The organism is Aureimonas frigidaquae, assembly GCF_001463905.1.
Lineage (GTDB): Bacteria > Pseudomonadota > Alphaproteobacteria > Rhizobiales > Rhizobiaceae > Aureimonas > Aureimonas frigidaquae.
In genome coordinates this window covers 718,910-733,897 of record NZ_BBWR01000002.1, presented here as the reverse complement: position 1 = coordinate 733,897, position 14,988 = coordinate 718,910, and the positions used below count along the sequence as shown (strand labels likewise).

At 66.7% G+C, this 14,988-nt stretch carries 17 protein-coding genes; 6 read left to right on the top strand and 11 right to left on the bottom strand.

Features of this window, described 5'->3' with window-relative positions; translation table 11 throughout:
• Positions 1-9 precede the first annotated feature (9 nt).
• From AUL30_RS03350 to AUL30_RS03330, 5 genes are read right to left on the bottom strand one after another with little or no spacing between them, the layout of a single operon-like run.
• On the bottom strand, positions 10-987 hold the full coding sequence (locus tag AUL30_RS03350; RefSeq protein WP_062226384.1) for a sugar-binding transcriptional regulator: 978 nt from the start codon (positions 985-987) through the stop codon (positions 10-12).
• Positions 984-1,802, bottom strand: a complete 819-nt coding sequence (locus AUL30_RS03345; protein WP_062226383.1) for a carbohydrate ABC transporter permease — start codon at positions 1,800-1,802, stop codon at positions 984-986. The genes AUL30_RS03350 and AUL30_RS03345 overlap by 4 nt, the downstream gene beginning before the upstream one ends.
• On the bottom strand, positions 1,802-2,704 hold the full coding sequence (locus tag AUL30_RS03340) for a carbohydrate ABC transporter permease (protein WP_062226382.1): 903 nt from the start codon (positions 2,702-2,704) through the stop codon (positions 1,802-1,804). Before AUL30_RS03340 ends, AUL30_RS03345 begins: the two co-directional genes overlap by 1 nt.
• A gap of 9 nt (positions 2,705-2,713) precedes the next feature.
• A complete protein-coding gene (locus tag AUL30_RS03335) occupies positions 2,714-3,262 on the bottom strand; it encodes an SIS domain-containing protein (RefSeq protein ID WP_062226381.1) in 549 nt (182 codons plus the stop codon).
• A gap of 11 nt (positions 3,263-3,273) precedes the next feature.
• Positions 3,274-4,617 carry an ABC transporter substrate-binding protein gene (locus AUL30_RS03330; protein ID WP_062226380.1) on the bottom strand — a complete coding sequence of 448 codons (1,344 nt, stop codon included), beginning with the start codon at positions 4,615-4,617 and terminating at the stop codon, positions 3,274-3,276.
• A 128-nt stretch (positions 4,618-4,745) separates the two neighbouring features.
• On the opposite strand from AUL30_RS03330, the gene AUL30_RS03325 reads away from it, so the two are divergent.
• Positions 4,746-5,471 (top strand): SDR family oxidoreductase, encoded by a 726-nt coding sequence (locus AUL30_RS03325; protein ID WP_062226379.1) that lies wholly within the window; start codon positions 4,746-4,748, stop codon positions 5,469-5,471.
• A gap of 61 nt (positions 5,472-5,532) precedes the next feature.
• Here AUL30_RS03325 and AUL30_RS03320 read toward each other — a convergent pair whose 3' ends face one another.
• The 3 genes from AUL30_RS03320 to AUL30_RS03310 form a co-directional block, all read right to left on the bottom strand.
• A complete protein-coding gene (locus tag AUL30_RS03320) occupies positions 5,533-7,416 on the bottom strand; it encodes an OmpA family protein (RefSeq protein ID WP_244490694.1) in 1,884 nt (627 codons plus the stop codon).
• Positions 7,417-7,503: 87 nt separating this feature from the next.
• The gene (locus AUL30_RS03315; RefSeq protein ID WP_062226378.1) at positions 7,504-8,697 is read right to left on the bottom strand and encodes an FAD-dependent monooxygenase; all 1,194 of its coding nucleotides are present in this window, start codon (positions 8,695-8,697) and stop codon (positions 7,504-7,506) included.
• Between the two features lie 4 nt (positions 8,698-8,701).
• Positions 8,702-8,956: a zinc-finger domain-containing protein gene (locus AUL30_RS03310; RefSeq protein WP_062226377.1), complete on the bottom strand. Its 255-nt coding sequence runs from the start codon at positions 8,954-8,956 to the stop codon at positions 8,702-8,704.
• 201 nt (positions 8,957-9,157) lie between these two features.
• On the opposite strand from AUL30_RS03310, the gene AUL30_RS03305 reads away from it, so the two are divergent.
• From AUL30_RS03305 to AUL30_RS03295, 3 genes are all read left to right on the top strand, one after another.
• Positions 9,158-9,931, top strand: coding sequence for an alpha/beta fold hydrolase (locus AUL30_RS03305; RefSeq protein WP_062226376.1), 774 nt, complete (start codon positions 9,158-9,160; stop codon positions 9,929-9,931).
• A 97-nt stretch (positions 9,932-10,028) separates the two neighbouring features.
• Complete coding sequence (cysE, locus tag AUL30_RS03300) at positions 10,029-10,874, top strand: serine O-acetyltransferase (RefSeq protein ID WP_062226375.1); 846 nt, start codon at positions 10,029-10,031, stop codon at positions 10,872-10,874.
• A 41-nt stretch (positions 10,875-10,915) separates the two neighbouring features.
• A complete protein-coding gene (locus AUL30_RS03295; protein ID WP_083507654.1) occupies positions 10,916-11,131 on the top strand; it encodes a DUF3126 family protein in 216 nt (71 codons plus the stop codon).
• Between the two features lie 124 nt (positions 11,132-11,255).
• On the opposite strand, the gene AUL30_RS03290 is transcribed toward AUL30_RS03295, so the two are convergent.
• On the bottom strand, positions 11,256-11,843 hold the full coding sequence (locus AUL30_RS03290) for a transglutaminase-like cysteine peptidase (RefSeq protein WP_062226373.1): 588 nt from the start codon (positions 11,841-11,843) through the stop codon (positions 11,256-11,258).
• 477 nt (positions 11,844-12,320) lie between these two features.
• Here AUL30_RS03290 and AUL30_RS03285 point away from each other — a divergent pair, with 477 nt between their 5' ends.
• Positions 12,321-13,049, top strand: a complete 729-nt coding sequence (locus tag AUL30_RS03285) for a rhomboid family intramembrane serine protease (RefSeq protein WP_244490693.1) — start codon at positions 12,321-12,323, stop codon at positions 13,047-13,049.
• A gap of 83 nt (positions 13,050-13,132) precedes the next feature.
• The gene (locus AUL30_RS03280; protein WP_062226371.1) at positions 13,133-13,570 is read left to right on the top strand and encodes a CBS domain-containing protein; all 438 of its coding nucleotides are present in this window, start codon (positions 13,133-13,135) and stop codon (positions 13,568-13,570) included.
• A gap of 6 nt (positions 13,571-13,576) precedes the next feature.
• Here the strand turns inward: AUL30_RS03280 and AUL30_RS03275 are convergent, their stop codons facing one another.
• Positions 13,577-14,527, bottom strand: a complete 951-nt coding sequence (locus AUL30_RS03275) for a patatin-like phospholipase family protein (RefSeq protein WP_062226370.1) — start codon at positions 14,525-14,527, stop codon at positions 13,577-13,579.
• Between the two features lie 62 nt (positions 14,528-14,589).
• Entirely contained in the window at positions 14,590-14,988 is a 399-nt protein-coding gene (gene hisI, locus AUL30_RS03270) for a phosphoribosyl-AMP cyclohydrolase (RefSeq protein WP_062226369.1), read from the bottom strand.

Sequence of the window (14,988 nt, the reverse complement as noted above, 5' to 3'; positions counted from 1 at the left end):
TTCAGCCTCTCAGGAGCGGTTGGCGTCATGGCCGACGAGGCGCTTGGCCACGGCTTCGTCGGTGACGAGATGAGTGATGGTGGGGCCGTTCAGCACGGCCTTGATGACGGGCAGCTTGTGCAGCCCGCCGGATGCCAGGATGCGGACGGGGATGCGGGAAAACATGTCCGGTGACAGACCCACGGCGCGGTCCCGCAGCTTGTGATCCACGGGCGTTCCGTCAGGGCCCAGGAATGTCGCCAGGATATCGCCCACCGCGCCGATGCGTTCCAGTTCCTCGATCTCCCCGCTGACGATGCTGGTGGAGGTCAGGATGGAGCGGGCGGACAGATCGCCGCAGGAAATGAAGGCGATGTCCACATTGGCGGCGCGGTGCATGACCTCTTCCAAGCCCGGATGCGACAGGAGCGCAGCGCGGATCTCGGTGGACGGGCAGTAGATGGGCGCGGCGAGGTAGTGGCATTCGGCCGCGATGCGGTTGGCGACGGCGGTCGCCACCCCGATCGTGTTCGTGCCCGGGCCGCGCGTCAGGCTACCCATCAGCGTAACGACATTGGCGTCCGCCAGCCGGCGGGACGACAGGGACCGCAGAGCTGCCGAAAGCGTACGCCCCCAACCCACGCCCAGGCTGATGCCGGGGCGCAGCATGCCGTCCAGAAGGCTGCCAGCCGCTTCGCCCACGACACGCTGGGTTTCCTCGGCTTGGCGCAGGGACGGCACCACGATCGCATCGTCCAGGCCGTAGCGCGACCGGATCTCTTCTGCCAGGCTGATGCAATTGGCGATCGGCATGCGAATGTCGAACCGCACCAGCCCCTCGGAGCGAGCCTGCCCGATGATGCGGTTGACCCGGACCCGGGTCAGCCCGAACTGCTCGGCCACCTGCTGCTGGGTCATGCCGCCCACGTAATAGTGCCACACGACGCGGGCGTTGATTTCGCCCGAGTCGGCGGAGCCATCCTCCACGAGCGCATCCGGCCCTGTCATTTCGTGGCGCCCATGGTCAGGCCGCGGATCATGTGGCGCGATACGAACAGCGCGAAGATCGTCACCGGCAGGACGATGAGCGTCCCCGTGGCCATGATCTTGCCCCAGGGCAGTTCGTAGCCCGACATGAAGCTGGTGGCGATGACGGGGGCGGTCTGCACGTTCCGCCGGGTCAGCACCAGCGCATACATCAGCTCGTTCCACGAGAAGATGAAGCTGAAGATGGCCGAGACGGCGATGCCGGGCAGGCCCAGGGGCAGGTAGATCCGGCGGAAGATGGTGAACTGGTTCGCCCCGTCCAGCCGCGCCGCCTGTTCGAGCTCGGACGGAATGGATCGGAACTGATCGGTACAGATCCACACCACGATGGGCAGGTTGAACGTCAGATAGATCAGGATCAGAACGGCGTAGGTGTCGAGCAGGCGAAGCTGGTTGGCCAGGAGATAGACCGGCAGCGCCAGAACGATGGGCGAGATCATGCGGTTCGAGATGAACCAGAACCACAGGTCGGACTTGCCCTTGAACTCGAAGCGCGCCAGCGCATAGGCCGCCGGGGCGCCGAGCAGGACCGCGATGGCCGTGGTGATGGTGGCGACGATGAGCGAGTCCCCGATGGAGGACAGGACCCGGGCGTCCGACAGGACGGCGCGGTAGTGATCCAGCGTCGGGTTGAAGATCCACAGGGGCGGGGAGGCGAGCAGATCGGCCTGGTCCTTCAGGCTGGACGACACCATCCAGTAGAAGGGAAACAGGGTGAAGAGGATGACGGCCAGGAGGCCGAGCGCGTGCAACGCGCGGGAAAGCGGCGTGTTCACTATTCGATCTCCCGGTAGAAGAGGCGGATGTAGAGCCGGCTGATGATGATGGTCAGGATCAGGAGGATGATGGCCTGCGCCGACGCCATGCCCATGTCGAAGACCCGGAAGCCGACCCGCTGGATATAGACGGAGACAAGATCGGTCGCCGAGCCGGGGCCGCCGCGCGTCATGACGAAGACCATGTCGAAGAGCTTCAACACATCGGCCGAGCGCAGGATCAGGATCGCGGTCAGGCCGGGCATGAGGTAGGGAAGCTGCACATGGCGTAGAAGCGCAAGCTTGGAGCGCGTTTCGAGCCGGGCCGCTTCCTCGATCTCGAGCGGGACCATCGACAGGCCCGCCAGGAAGATGAGGGCGCAGAAGGGCGTCCATTGCCAGATATCCATCAACACGATGGCCGTGAAGGCGCCTGTGGGTGAGCCAAGCCAGTCGAAGCCAGACAGGCCGATCCAGCTCAGGAGCTGGTTGGCGACACCGAAATCGCCGTTGAAGATCAGCCGTCCGATCAGGCCGACCACGGCGTAGGTCGTCGCCAGCGGCACCACGAGCGAGACGCGCGCCACCGACCGCAGGAAGCCGAGCCCGGGCCGGCTCAGGAGAAGCGCGATGAACAGGCCGAGCGCGATCTGGATGGGCAGCGCCGTCAGATAGAAGCGCAGCGTCAGGAGCAGCGCGTTCCAGAAGCTGGAATCGTTGAAGACGGCGACATAATTGTCGAACCCGATGAAGGGGAAGCCGTCCCGTGGCCGGGTGATGTTGTAGCGCCGGAACGATGTCACCAACGCAAAGATCAGCGGGTAGATGCCCACAGCCAGGAGGACGAAGACGGAGGGCGCCAGAAACCACAATGGCGTCCAACGGCCGTAACCCCTGTTCGGCACGCGCGTTTGTTCAGCCATCCGGCTCCCCTATTCGAGATTCGTGTGCCGTGCCCGCATGGCCTCTGCCGCGACGGACAGGTCTGCCTGAAGCGCCAGCACGACCATTTCGAAAAGCACGAAGGCAGCGCCTTCATAAAGGGAGCCCATCGGCAGAACCGATGCGCCCCCAATGTCGTTTGCCATGGTCTGGGCCGGGATGACGAGCAGCGTATCGGCCAGGCGGGCGGCGCTGCCGTCCGGCACGGCGGTGACGAGCGCCACGCGTGCGCCTGCGCCTCGCGATACCCGCATCAGGGCGTCGACCGTCTCGAACCCGCCCGGACCGGCGGAGGCGACCAGAAGATCGCCGGGCCCGAGCGCCGGGGTGGTCATGTCGCCCACCACATGGGCATCGAGCCCAAGATGGAAGAGGCGCATGGCAAGGCCCTTGATCGCCAGCCCTTCGCGGCCGACGCCGTAAAGGGCAATCCGCCGCGCCGTGGCGAGTTCATGGACGAAGGCGGAAAAGCCGCCTTCGTCCACGCCATCCAGCGCGTTGCCGATTTCGGCGAGCGCCTGCCGGTAAGGTCCGGGCATGGGTCCGGGTCCTATTGGAGCAGGGCCTTGTCGCCGCCGTAATAGCCTTCCTGGTCGAGCACCTCTTCCATGCGACGGCCGATTTCCTCGGCGCCGTTCTGCACGGTGACTTCGCCCAGCATCATCTTGCTACCCCATTCCGCGACGATCTCGGAGATGGCCGGCCAGGCGGGGAAGCGGGGGCGGAACTCCGGAACGCCCGCCTGCCAGGAAGCGACCATCGGCTCGACGAACTTGTACTTCGCCTTCACATCGGCATCTTCATAGACGGCGGTACGGCCGGAAACGCCACCGGCATCCACATAGGCGCGGGCGATGTCTTCGGACGTGGCCCACTGGATGAACAGCCAGGACGCCTTCTGCAGATCCTCCGGCGCCTGCGCCGCGACGGCGAGCGAGAAGCCGCCCAGTGCCGGCAGACGGCCTGCCGGACCTTCCGGCTCCGGCGCCACGGCCAGGCAATCGCCCAGCGTGGACGTGGCCGGGTCGGTCAGCGTCGAGTAGAAGGACGACCATTCGGTGATCATCGCCACCTGGCCCTGGGCCAGGGCGTTGACCGCCTCCGCATGGTCATAGCTGACGATGCCCTGCGGCATGTACTGCATGAGTTCCTGGCGGAAGTTCAGGCCGGCCTGGCTGCCTTCGCTCATCAGGTTGGACTTGAATTCCGCGTTCAGGAGCGAGCCGCCGAAGGGCCACAGGACGCGCATGAAGCTGTCGGCCGACTGCGTCTCGCCGCGGCGGGACTGCAGGGCGAAGGCGTATTTCCCGTCCTTGGTCAGCTTCGGACCATAGGTGTCCTTCAACTCCGTCCAGCTCTTCGGCGGCCCGTCGAAGCCGGCTTCCTCCAGCATGCAGCGGTTGTAGAAGAGAAGGCCCGAATAATTGTCGAAGGGCAGGCCGTAGACCGTATCGTTCCAGGTGCCGAAGGCGTTCAGAAGAAGCGGGAAGAAGCCCTCCAGGTTGAGCTTCGGATCGGTAATCTCGGCATCGTTGGTGAATTCGTCGACGGGAACGATCCAGCCGTTCTCGGCAAATTCGCCGATCCAGACGAGATCGACGAGCGCGATGGTCAGATCCCCCTGCGAGGTGAAGTTCAGGACCTGGCGCTCACGCGTGTTCTCGTAAGGGACGATCTCGTAATTGACCTTGATCCCGGTCTTTTCCTCGAACTGGGGCAAGAGATCGATGATCGCGCGGTAACCCGGGCGATCCAGGAAGATCACGTTGATCTCCGATCCCTTGTAGGGCTCGGCCGCCTTTTCCAGCGTCCAGCCATCACCCTGTGCAAAAGCCTGCGGCGCGGCACAGGCGAGCGCCGCCAGGCTGGCGCAAGCCAGCAGAAACTTCCTCATGAAAACCTCCCCAAAAACGCCTCTCCTCAGGCGCCTGATTCTCAGACTATGACGAAATCTTGATCCAGGGAAGAGATTTTGTAATATCTGAAATACAAAATTTCATCAGCGAGGCGGAGGAGCAAGCGATGGCGATTGAGGGGCGGCGCGTTCTGGTAACAGGCGCAGGCAAGGGAATTGGTCGGGCGACGGCCGTCTATCTGGCGGAGCAGGGCGCGAAGGTCGTGGCTGTCGGCCGCAACTCAGCGGATCTGGAGAGCCTCGAATCGCAGACGGGCTGCAGCAGCATCCTGTGCGAACTGGCTGACATGGACGCGGTGGACCGGATCGTCGCAGAGGCCGGCCCGCTCGATGACCTCGTCAATTGTGCCGGTACGACGACGCTGGAATCGGCGCTGGAATTTTCGCCTGCCACGTTCGAGGATCTCTTCGCCGTCAATGTCCGGGCGCCGATGGCCCTGGCCCGCGATTTCGCCCGGCAGCTCATCGATCGGGGAGACACGGGCGCCATCGTCAACGTGTCCAGCATCGCATCGAGCGTCGGCATCCGCGATCACCTCGTCTACTGTGCGACGAAGGGTGCTCTGGATGCCGCAACGCGCGTCATGGCGTTGGAATTCGGGCCGCACGGCATTCGCGTCAACAGCGTGAACCCGGTCGTGACCCTGACGCCCATGGCCGTGAAGGCCTGGAGCGACGAGGCCAAGTCGGCGCCCATGCTGGCGCGCATTCCGACCGGCCGCTTCGTCGAGCCGGTCGAGGTGGCGCAAACCATCGCCTGGCTGATCGGACCCCATTCCGGCATGATCAACGGCGTCTGCCTGCCCGTCGATGGCGGCTTCACGGCGGTCTGAGCGGGGCAGGCGGTAGCAGCGGGGCCGCGCTTGGCCGGCCCCGCGCGGTTTGTCCGGCGCCCTAGCGGCTGCTGACGGAGACCGGCTTTACCAGCGGCGTGATGCGACGCACCGTGACGCGGCGGTTTTCGCGGTTGGCGGCCTGCGTGTCTACCTTGAGCTGCTCTTCGCCATAGCCTTGGGTCACGATGTTTTCCGGCGGAATGTCGAAATATTCCGTCAGCGCCACGGCGACCGATTCGGCCCGCCGATCGGACAGGGCAAGGTTGGCAATGTTGCTGCCGACCGCATCCGTATGCCCTTCCAGAAGGAAGGATTCATCCGGGTTCTCTTCGATCACGCGGGCCATGGCGTCGGCCAGGGCCTGCAGGCTGCCGACTTCCTCCTGGTCGATCTCGGCCGAGCCGAAGCCGAAATTGATCGTCGCCAGATCGATCCGCCGGACCTTGTCGCGGATGCGGGCCGAGCGGCGCACCTCGTCGATCGAATAGATCCGCTCCACCGTCTCGACGGGCGGCGCGACGATCGTATCGTAATAAAGCCGCTCGTCCGGGCGCGTGACATCCACGATGTAGCGGTCGCGCGGGATCGCCACCTGCAGCGGCGGCAGGTCAACACCTGGGTCGTAGGCATAGCCGGCACGCGTGTCGTCCTCGGCATAGGGATCGTAGAAGAGGACGACTTCCTCCCCATCGGGCAGGATGCGGGAACGCTGGATCACGTCGCCATATTCGTTGGTGATCGTGACCACCTGTACGCCATTGTCCCGGACAACGGTTTCGCGCGTCATGCCGCGCGGAAGCTGTTCCACATAATAGTCGGTGGCGTTGCGTTGCAGGCGCTGGCGGTCGTCCGGCCGGATAAAGTAGGAAACAGCTGCGCCCGCCGCCGCACCGGCGATGCCGGCGCCGACGATCGTCAGAATATCGCGGTTGCCGCTGCGCTCCACCACTTCGACATTGGGCGGCAGGACGGGCGCCGGTGCCGCTTCCACGCGCTGGCCCGTCGCCTCCAGGATGGGGCGGATATCGACCGGCGCAGCGAGCTGCTGAACGCGCGCATCGCTTGCACCCACCTGGCCCGCTTCCACCGGTGCGGTCTGGATGGCGGCATCGACCGGGCTTGGCGTTTCTGCCGGAGGGCCGGCGGGGGGCGGCGGCGGGGCTTCCGCTGCAGGGGGAGCGGCCGGGGTTCCTTGAGGGTCTGTCGCTGGCGCGCCCGGTGCAGCCGCTGGATCGCTCGGGGCCTGTGCGTCCGGCGCGGGCGCCGGTTCGGCAGCAGCCGGCGGTGGCATCTGGTCCGGCTGCGCCGGCGCGGGAGCCTCAGCCGGATTGGCCGCGCCAGGCGCCGGGACGGCCGGGGCCGTGGACTGTGGCGGGACGTCGCTTTCGGTTCCCTGGTCGAGCGGCAGTTCGGACGGGTCGCCGACGGGCGCGTCCGGGTCGGGCCGGCTTTCGGAAGCCGGTGGCACGGAACTTTCGGGCGCGGGCGGGGTAGGCTCGGTCGGCGGTACGATCTCCTGAGGCTCCTGCGGCGCGGCAGGTGGTTCCTCGACCGGCGGCGATGGTGCGGGGGGCTCTTCGGCCGGCGGCGCTTCGACCGGAGGGGCGGGCGGCTCCTCTACCTGGGGCGGTGCCTGCTGCGGTTCCGGTGCGGGCTCGGGTCGCGCGGGCGGCTCAGGCTCCGGCGGTGCCTCCATCTGCGGTTCCGGCGCGGGCGCCGGTTCCGCCTCTGGTGCCGGTGCAGGTTCGGGCTCGGGCTGCGGCGCCGGTGCGGCTTCCGGTTCGGGTGTCGGGGCCGCCTCTGGCGGCAGCGGCTGTTCGCCGGCACCGGCCGGCGGCGGCTGCATATCCTGGGCCAAGGCGGCCAGGGGCGCGGACAGCGCCGTGGAAGCGGCGAGGGCGCCTATGCAGGCCAGGCGTGCGGCTCGTCTGATTGTTGACACGAAACGACCTTCTCAATCTGTCCCTTGCAGATAATGCTGGTCCTGTTCGGGCTTCTGTCGTCCCGTCCATGACCCGCCGGTCGAGTGTCAGCTAGGCGTCGATGGTGGTGTTTCAAAGGCCACGGCGCGAATTTCCGGTGGCTGCCAGTCGTAAAGCCAGCTCAGCCCCGCCGAAAGACGGGCCGGCGGCGTCAGCCGCATGACGAGGTTGCGTGCCAGCGCACCCGCCGGGCCCATATGATAGACCCGGTCATGAAAGGCGACACGGCGCAGCACGCGGGCGAGCCTTGGCCGCCGTTCGAATTCGTAACGCCGCAGCGCCGCGCCGGTGTCGGGCGTCGCTGACAGGGCGGCGGCCAGGACGGCCGCATCCTCGATTCCCATGGCCGCGCCCTGGGCGGCAAAGGGGAGCATGGCATGGGCAGCGTCGCCCAAAAGGGCGATCCGGTCGCCATGTGTGTAGGGCCGGTTCTGCGGCGCGGCGGCCATGGGCCAGCATCCCACGAAAGTGCCGCGCTCCACGAGCGCCCCCAGCGCCGGGGCTGCCCCGGCCAGCGCGGCGCTTAACGCCGCTCTGTCCGCGTTCGATGGCGGCAGGCTGTCCACCGGCGCGATCAGGACGAGATTGGTGGTCCGCCCCCCATGGACGGGATAGACGACGGCATGCCACCGCGCATGCAGATAGGCCTCGATGCCGGAGAGGGCGGCGCCGTCCTGCGCCGGCGCCAGGATGCGCCAGGCGGCATAGCGCGAGCGGTGCGGCCCCGGCAGGCCGAGAGCCGATGCAACGGCGGAGTTGAGCCCATCCGCCGCGACGAGGAGCGGGTGCCGGCGCGCCAGCGTTCCGTCCGCCGTCTCCAGCGAAAGGTCGATCCCGTCGCTGCCCGGCACAAGGCCGGTGAGCCGGGCCCCGAAGCTCAGCGTGATACGCGGCTCCGCCCGTGCCGCACCGAGGAGCACCTCCTGCAGATCGGCCCGATGGATGGACAGATAGGGCGTTCCGTCACCGGCCAGCACGGGTATGTCGGCCAGGCGGGCGCCGGTCCGGCCATCCCGCAGGGTGACGTGCCGCGCCGACACGCCGAGCGCTTCCAGCGCCGGCAGAAGGCCAAGCCCGGTCAGGACGCGCAAGGCGTTCGGTGACAGTTGGATGCCGGCGCCGACGGGCTCGATCTGCGCCGCACGCTCGTAGAGGCTGACGGTCCTGCCGGTCCGTGCCAGGCACAACGCCATCGTCAGGCCGGCGACGCCCGCACCGGCCACGGCGATCGAGCCTGTCATGCGATCAGGCGGCTTTCGCGCGCGGATCCTCGTAGAAGCATCCGGCAGGCACGGTTTCGTCATGGGCGAGCGCCGCATTGTACCGGTAGAGGGTCGAGCAATAGGGGCAGACCTTCTCGGTTTCCTCGCCCATGTCGAGGTAGATGTGCGGATGATCGAAGGGCGGCTGCGCTCCGACGCACATGAATTCCTTCACCCCGATTTCGATGGCCGCATGGCCTTCGTCGTTCTGGAAGTGGGGGGTGGCATGTCCGGCCATGAGACCGTCTCCATTTTAAGGACTGCTGATTTGGCGCGGACATTATGGGATGGGGCCCCTGTCTGGCAATCCCGGGAAGCCTGCCCCCGATGGTCCGTTGCCGGCATCGGGGTGGGGGAGCCATCCAGGGGCAGGACTGTCCTTTCCGGCCCTCAGGCGCTATGGGACTGCCTTTCCACGCCGCAGTCCGGAGCGCGACCCATGCAGTTCTTTACCCATGACGATCTTCGGATCGCCTATCTGGACGAAGGCCCGCGCGATGGTTTCCCGATTCTCCTGGTGCACGGCTTTGCCTCTTCAGCCCAGGTCAACTGGATCGAGCCCGGCTGGATCGACGTCCTGACCGGGGCCGGCCACCGTGTCGTGGCGCTCGATCATCGCGGGCACGGCCAGTCCGACAAGCCCCATGATTCCGCACTCTATACGCCTGGCCAGATGGCGGGCGACTGCATCGCGCTCCTCGACCACTTGAGCATCGAGCAGGCGGTCTTCTTCGGCTATTCCATGGGGGCGCGTGTCTCCGTCTTCGCGGCCATCGACCACGCCCCGCGCGTTCGCGCGCTGATCCTGGGCGGGCTCGGCTGGGGGCTGGTGGAGGGCGTCGGCGATTGGGGCCCGATTGCCGAGGCGCTTCTGGCGCCGTCGCTCGATGTCGTCACCCATGCGCGCGGGCGCATGTTCCGCGCCTTCGCCGATCGCACGCGCAGCGATCGCTTCGCGCTGGCCGCCTGTATCGAGGCCAACCGGCAGGAGCCGAGCCAGGCCACCGTCGCCGCGCTGGAGGTGCCCGCGCTGATCGGCGTCGGCACCAGGGACGATATCGCCGGCTCCGCCGAGCGCCTGGCCGCGCTGATGCCGCAGGCAGAGGCCTTTGCCATCGAGGGGCGCGATCACATGCTGGCGGTCGGTGATCGCAGCTTCAAGGCGGCCGTGGTAAGCTTTCTCCATGCGCATGGGTTCACGCGCACGGCCTAAACGGCTAATTCCGCAGCCCAAGGCTGTCGCAATCGCGCCGGCGACCCTACCTTTGCAACAGGCCTTCGACGCGAGACCATCGAAGCACGGGAACGAATTGATGAGTGCCATCGGGAAACAGCATCGGGACGGGCTCCAGGCCGTGGATCCCATCTGGGCGCGCGTCCGGGACGAAGCCCAGGCCGCGGCCGAGAGCGAGCCGGTGCTGAGCGGCTTCTTCTACGGGACCGTGCTCAACCATGCCACGCTTGAGGCGGCGCTGGCCCATCGCATCTCCCAGCGGCTGGACCATGCGGACGTGCCGGCGGCGCTGATCGACCACGCCTTCGCCCAGATGGCCGCGCAGGACGGCACCTTTGCCGAAACGCTGCGCATCGACCTGCAGGCCGTATTCGACCGCGACCCCGCCTGCCAGCGCTACCTGGAACCGCTGCTGTACTTCAAGGGTTTCCACGCCATCCAGACCCATCGGCTGGCGCATTGGCTCTGGCACCAGGGCCGCAAGGATTTTGCGCTCTACCTGCAATCACGCTCGTCGGTCACCTTCCAGACGGATATTCACCCGGCCATGAGCATGGGGCGCGGCATCTTCCTGGATCATGCGACAGGGCTCGTCGTCGGCTTCACGGCCCGCATCGGCGACAATGTCTCCATTCTGCAGGATGTCACGCTGGGTGGCACCGGCAAGGAGTTCGGTGACCGCCATCCCAAGATCGGCAACGGCGTCCTGATCGGCGCGGGCGCCAAGATCCTCGGCAACATCACGATCGGGGATTGCTCGCGCGTCGCGGCCGGCTCGGTCGTTCTGAAGCCGGTTCCCGCCAACTCCACCGTCGCCGGCATACCGGCGCGGATCATCGGAAGTTCCGGCTGCGCCGAGCCCGCGCGCAGCATGGACCAGTGCTTCGGCCGCGACGCGGAAGAGCCTGCCAAGCGCAATTGAAATGTCCGGGCCAGCCGGACGTCCAAAACGAGGAGATGCCCGTGAAGGGTGACGAGATCAGGAAGATCGAATCCTACCTGAAAAGGCAGTTCAAGGGTTCGGACATCGAGGTCCGGGCGCTGCCCAAGAAGAGCGGCGATACGGCCGAGGTCTATGTCAATGACGAGTTCGTCGGCTTGATCTCCAAGGATACCGATGAGGGCGAATTGTCCTACCACTTCACCATGACGATCCTGGATATCGATCTGGAAGACTGACCCGACCGGTCCCCCAAGCAAGAAATGAGAAAGGCCGCCGGGCTCTCCGCCCGGCGGCCTTTCTCATTTCCGCATCCAACTGCCGGCCGGGGCGGGGGGACGATCTGTCCCGGCCGGCGGCGGATTACCGGACGCTGCCGACCAGCATCATGTCGCGGTCGTCGGCGATGCCGGCCCACTGGCCCCAGTCGCCCTCGGACTGGCGCTTCAGGAAGCGGTAGGGCGTGTCGTTCCAGGCCAGGACCCGCTCGTCGAGATTGTCGAGAATGTAGTCACCGGCATCGGTGCGCACCGTCAGCACGGCATGGCCTTCGCCATTGGGCTGGCGCACCACGGTGATCAGGAGCGCCGAGCGGGGCAGGCCGGCACGCTCCAGCATGAACTGCTTGAGCAGGGCGAAATCCTCGCAGTCGCCTTCCGTCTCCGGATAGGACCACAGTTCCGGCACGCCATGCATTTCCATATCCGTCTTGGGGGTGATGGACGTGTTCACCACACTGTTGACCTCGAGCAGGAGGCGCCACGTCGCGTCGTTCATGGGCGCCTTGCGAACCTTGGCATTGGGCACGCACTGGTCCGGGTAGGACTGGCAGAACACATAATGCCCGACGGGCTGGCTGGTCGGCCCGGTCACGGGCATGTCGGCTTTGGCGGATGCCGCGCCGGTGGCCAGTATGATCAGTGTCGCGATCGTCTTCAGAATGGTCTTCACGGCTTCGTCCCCCGTCTTCGAGGGTAGAATGACGGGGCCGCTTTACCGGCATTCCAAAACCGGCGTCGCAATCTGTCTCAAATCCCGGCACCCCCGTTCAGGACTCGTCCTTGCAGCCGTTTGAAGCCTTGCAGCGCATTTGCAGCGGCTTCGGTAAGGCTCTGTGAAGCTTGCGCATTCGTGAATTCAAACTGGTTGACGGGGCGGCGTCCGAACCCCGCTGCGGCGGGGGCAAAAGGTTAAGGTCGCCGGCCGGCCATGGCGCGGCGCGTTAACTTTGCCCTCGCCGGGCGGTCGCCGAAACGGTAAACGCAGGCGGAACCTCGTTTAACGGCGTGCTAGTGCCGGGTTAACGGGGGCGGTGGAAAAGCTGCGTTTCGGGCGCAAAACGGCTGAAATTTGCCTGTTGCGGCCGTAAAACAGCCTTTCCGGATCGTTTATCCGGCCCCCGGGGTGGCCTTTTGGAAGGATGCGCGCGTGACGCCAGACAGGTTCGGGATGCAGCCGGCCAATCCGCCGGCCTTCAATATACCCGGCGCGGTCATGGCGACCCTCCTGGTCCTGGTGGGCATTCATGCTTTCCGCACACTCGTCCTGTCGCCGGACACGGACTTCATGGTGCTGGTCGACTTTTCGCTGATCCCGGCCTGTTACAATGTGCCCTTTCCGGAATGTCTGGCCCGGCCCGCCGGGGCCGACCTGTGGACGCCGGTCACGCACGCCTTCCTGCACGGGAGCTGGGGGCACCTCGGCGCCAACGCCCTGTGGCTCGTGGCTTTTGGAACGCCGGTCGCCCGGCGGCTCGGCGCGCGCCGCTACGTCCTGTTCTGCCTGGCGGGGGCGCTCGGCGGCGCCGGGCTTTTCTATGCGATGAACCCCACGCTCCTGCAGCCGATGATCGGGGCCTCGGGCGTCGTCTCCGCGCTGATGGGCGGGGCCTGCCGCTTCGCGCTGGGCGGCCGGGGGCCGCTCACCTCGGGGGCGCTGGCGCTCGCACCGCGCATGACGCTGATGGAAAGCCTGACCAACCGGACCGTCCTCGTCTTTATCCTCATCTTCTTCGGCAGCAATCTGGCGATCGGCTCCATCGGCATTGCCGGTGCGGGCGAGACCATCGCCTGGGAGGCGCATCTGGGCGGCTTCGCCATCGGCTTCCTGACATTCGGCTTTTTCGATCCGGTCCCCTGGCGGGCGACGCGTTCCTGACCCGCATATCGACATCCGGCTTGCTCAAACCGCGTTCCTGACGCACCCTGCCTTTCGTGGGCAGCGCGTTGTTGGAGGAGACGATGACGGTCAAGCAGATCCTGGAGCAGAAAGGGCGGGAGGTCGAAACCATCGGCCCGGACGCCTCGCTGTCGGACGCGGCTGCGATCCTGTCGCAGAAGCGTATCGGTGCGCTCGTGGTGCTGGGCGACAATCGGCGTGTGGCCGGCATCCTGTCCGAGCGCGATATCGTCCGCGTGGTCGGGCGGGACGGCGGCCCCGCTCTGTCGCAGCGCGTGGCGCAGGTCATGACGACCAAGGTCGTGACCGCGCGTGAGGATATGACGGTCGATCAGTTGATGGACCTCATGACCCGTGGCCGCTTCCGCCACCTGCCCGTCTGCGAGGACGAGCGCCTCGTGGGGGTGATCTCCATCGGAGATGTGGTGAAGCGGCGGATCGAGGATGTCGAGCGCGAGGCCGACGACATGCGCGCCTATATCCACACGGTTGCCGGCTAAGCCGGTTCAGCGCCGCGGCAGGCTTTCGGACAGTCGGCGGATCTCGGCGATCTGCCGGCTGGCCTCGGCATAGCCGAGTTCGATCGTCTCACGCGCGCGGAAGAATTCGGACATTCCGATATCGCGCACGCGGGGCTGCAAGGACAGATCCGGCGGATCGCCGGCCAGCCGCGCCCGCGATATCCTGTCCTGGATGATGCCGAAGGCGTCGACCATCGACCGCGCGATCCCGGCCTTGCCGCGCTTGTCGTTGACGGCATCGTCCTCGGACGCCGGAAGCGCCGTGTCGCCCGCGCCATTGCCGGCGCGCAGCCGCAAAACGGCGGCCCGGCCGAACAGGTCGTAATTCAGGTTCACGGCCACGACCAGGGGTTCCTCATAGGCGCGGCAGACGGCCACCGGCACCGGGTTGACCAGCGCCCCGTCCATCAGCGTGCGCCCGGAGCAGGCGACGGGCAAAAACACGCCCGGCAGCGCGTAGGAGGCGCGCATGGCCAGGACGAGCGAGCCGGAATCCAGCCAGACCTCATGCCCGGAGCGTGATTCCGTCGCCACGCAGACGAGCCGGCGCGGCAGGTCTTCGATGCGGGTATCGGCAAGGGCTTCGGTGAGGCGGCGGTTCAGGCGCATGCCGCCGATCAGCCCGGCCCCGCTGATCGAGAAGTCCAGGAAGCGGATCAGCCCGCGGCGGGTGAGCGAACAGGCGAAGGCTTCCAGCTCGTCCAGCTTGCCTGCCAGGTAGCAGCCCCCGACAAGCGCGCCGATCGAGGTTCCGGCGATCATTGAAATGGGGATGCGCGCTTCGTCCAGCGCGCGCAAGACGCCGATATGCGCCCAGCCGCGCGCCGCGCCCCCGCCCAGCGCCAGCGCGACTCCGCGGCGGCTGCCGCCATCCGCGAGGGGAGGCGGCGGCCCCTGCCGGATGGATGCGCCCCGTCGAAACACCTTTTGGAACATGCTGCCTTGCGACCTGGATTGCCGGCCGGCGCGCCTGGCGTCGGCCCCCCGAACCGTTCCGACTATTCGTGCCCGCGGGGCGACAGGGTGGTGAGCCCGCCACCGCCCGGACCAAGTTCGACCCGACGATAGAAGCAGGTCGTGCGTCCCGTATGACAGGTTTCGTCCGGACGGGCGACCGCCACGCGCAACCAGACGGCATCCTGGTCGCAGTCGACGCGCATTTCGACGATGGTCTGAAATGCGCCCGACGTTTCGCCCTTCTTCCAAAGGGCCTGCCGCGAGCGGCTGTAATAATGCGCAATGCCCGTGGCAATCGACAGGTCGAGCGCCTCGCGGTTCATATGCGCGAGCATCAATACGCCACCATGCTCGGCGTCGGTCACCACCGCCGTCACCAGGCCGGCGGCGTCGAAGCGGGGCAGAAGGCGCGCGCCTTCCTCGATCTCGTGGCTGGCCAT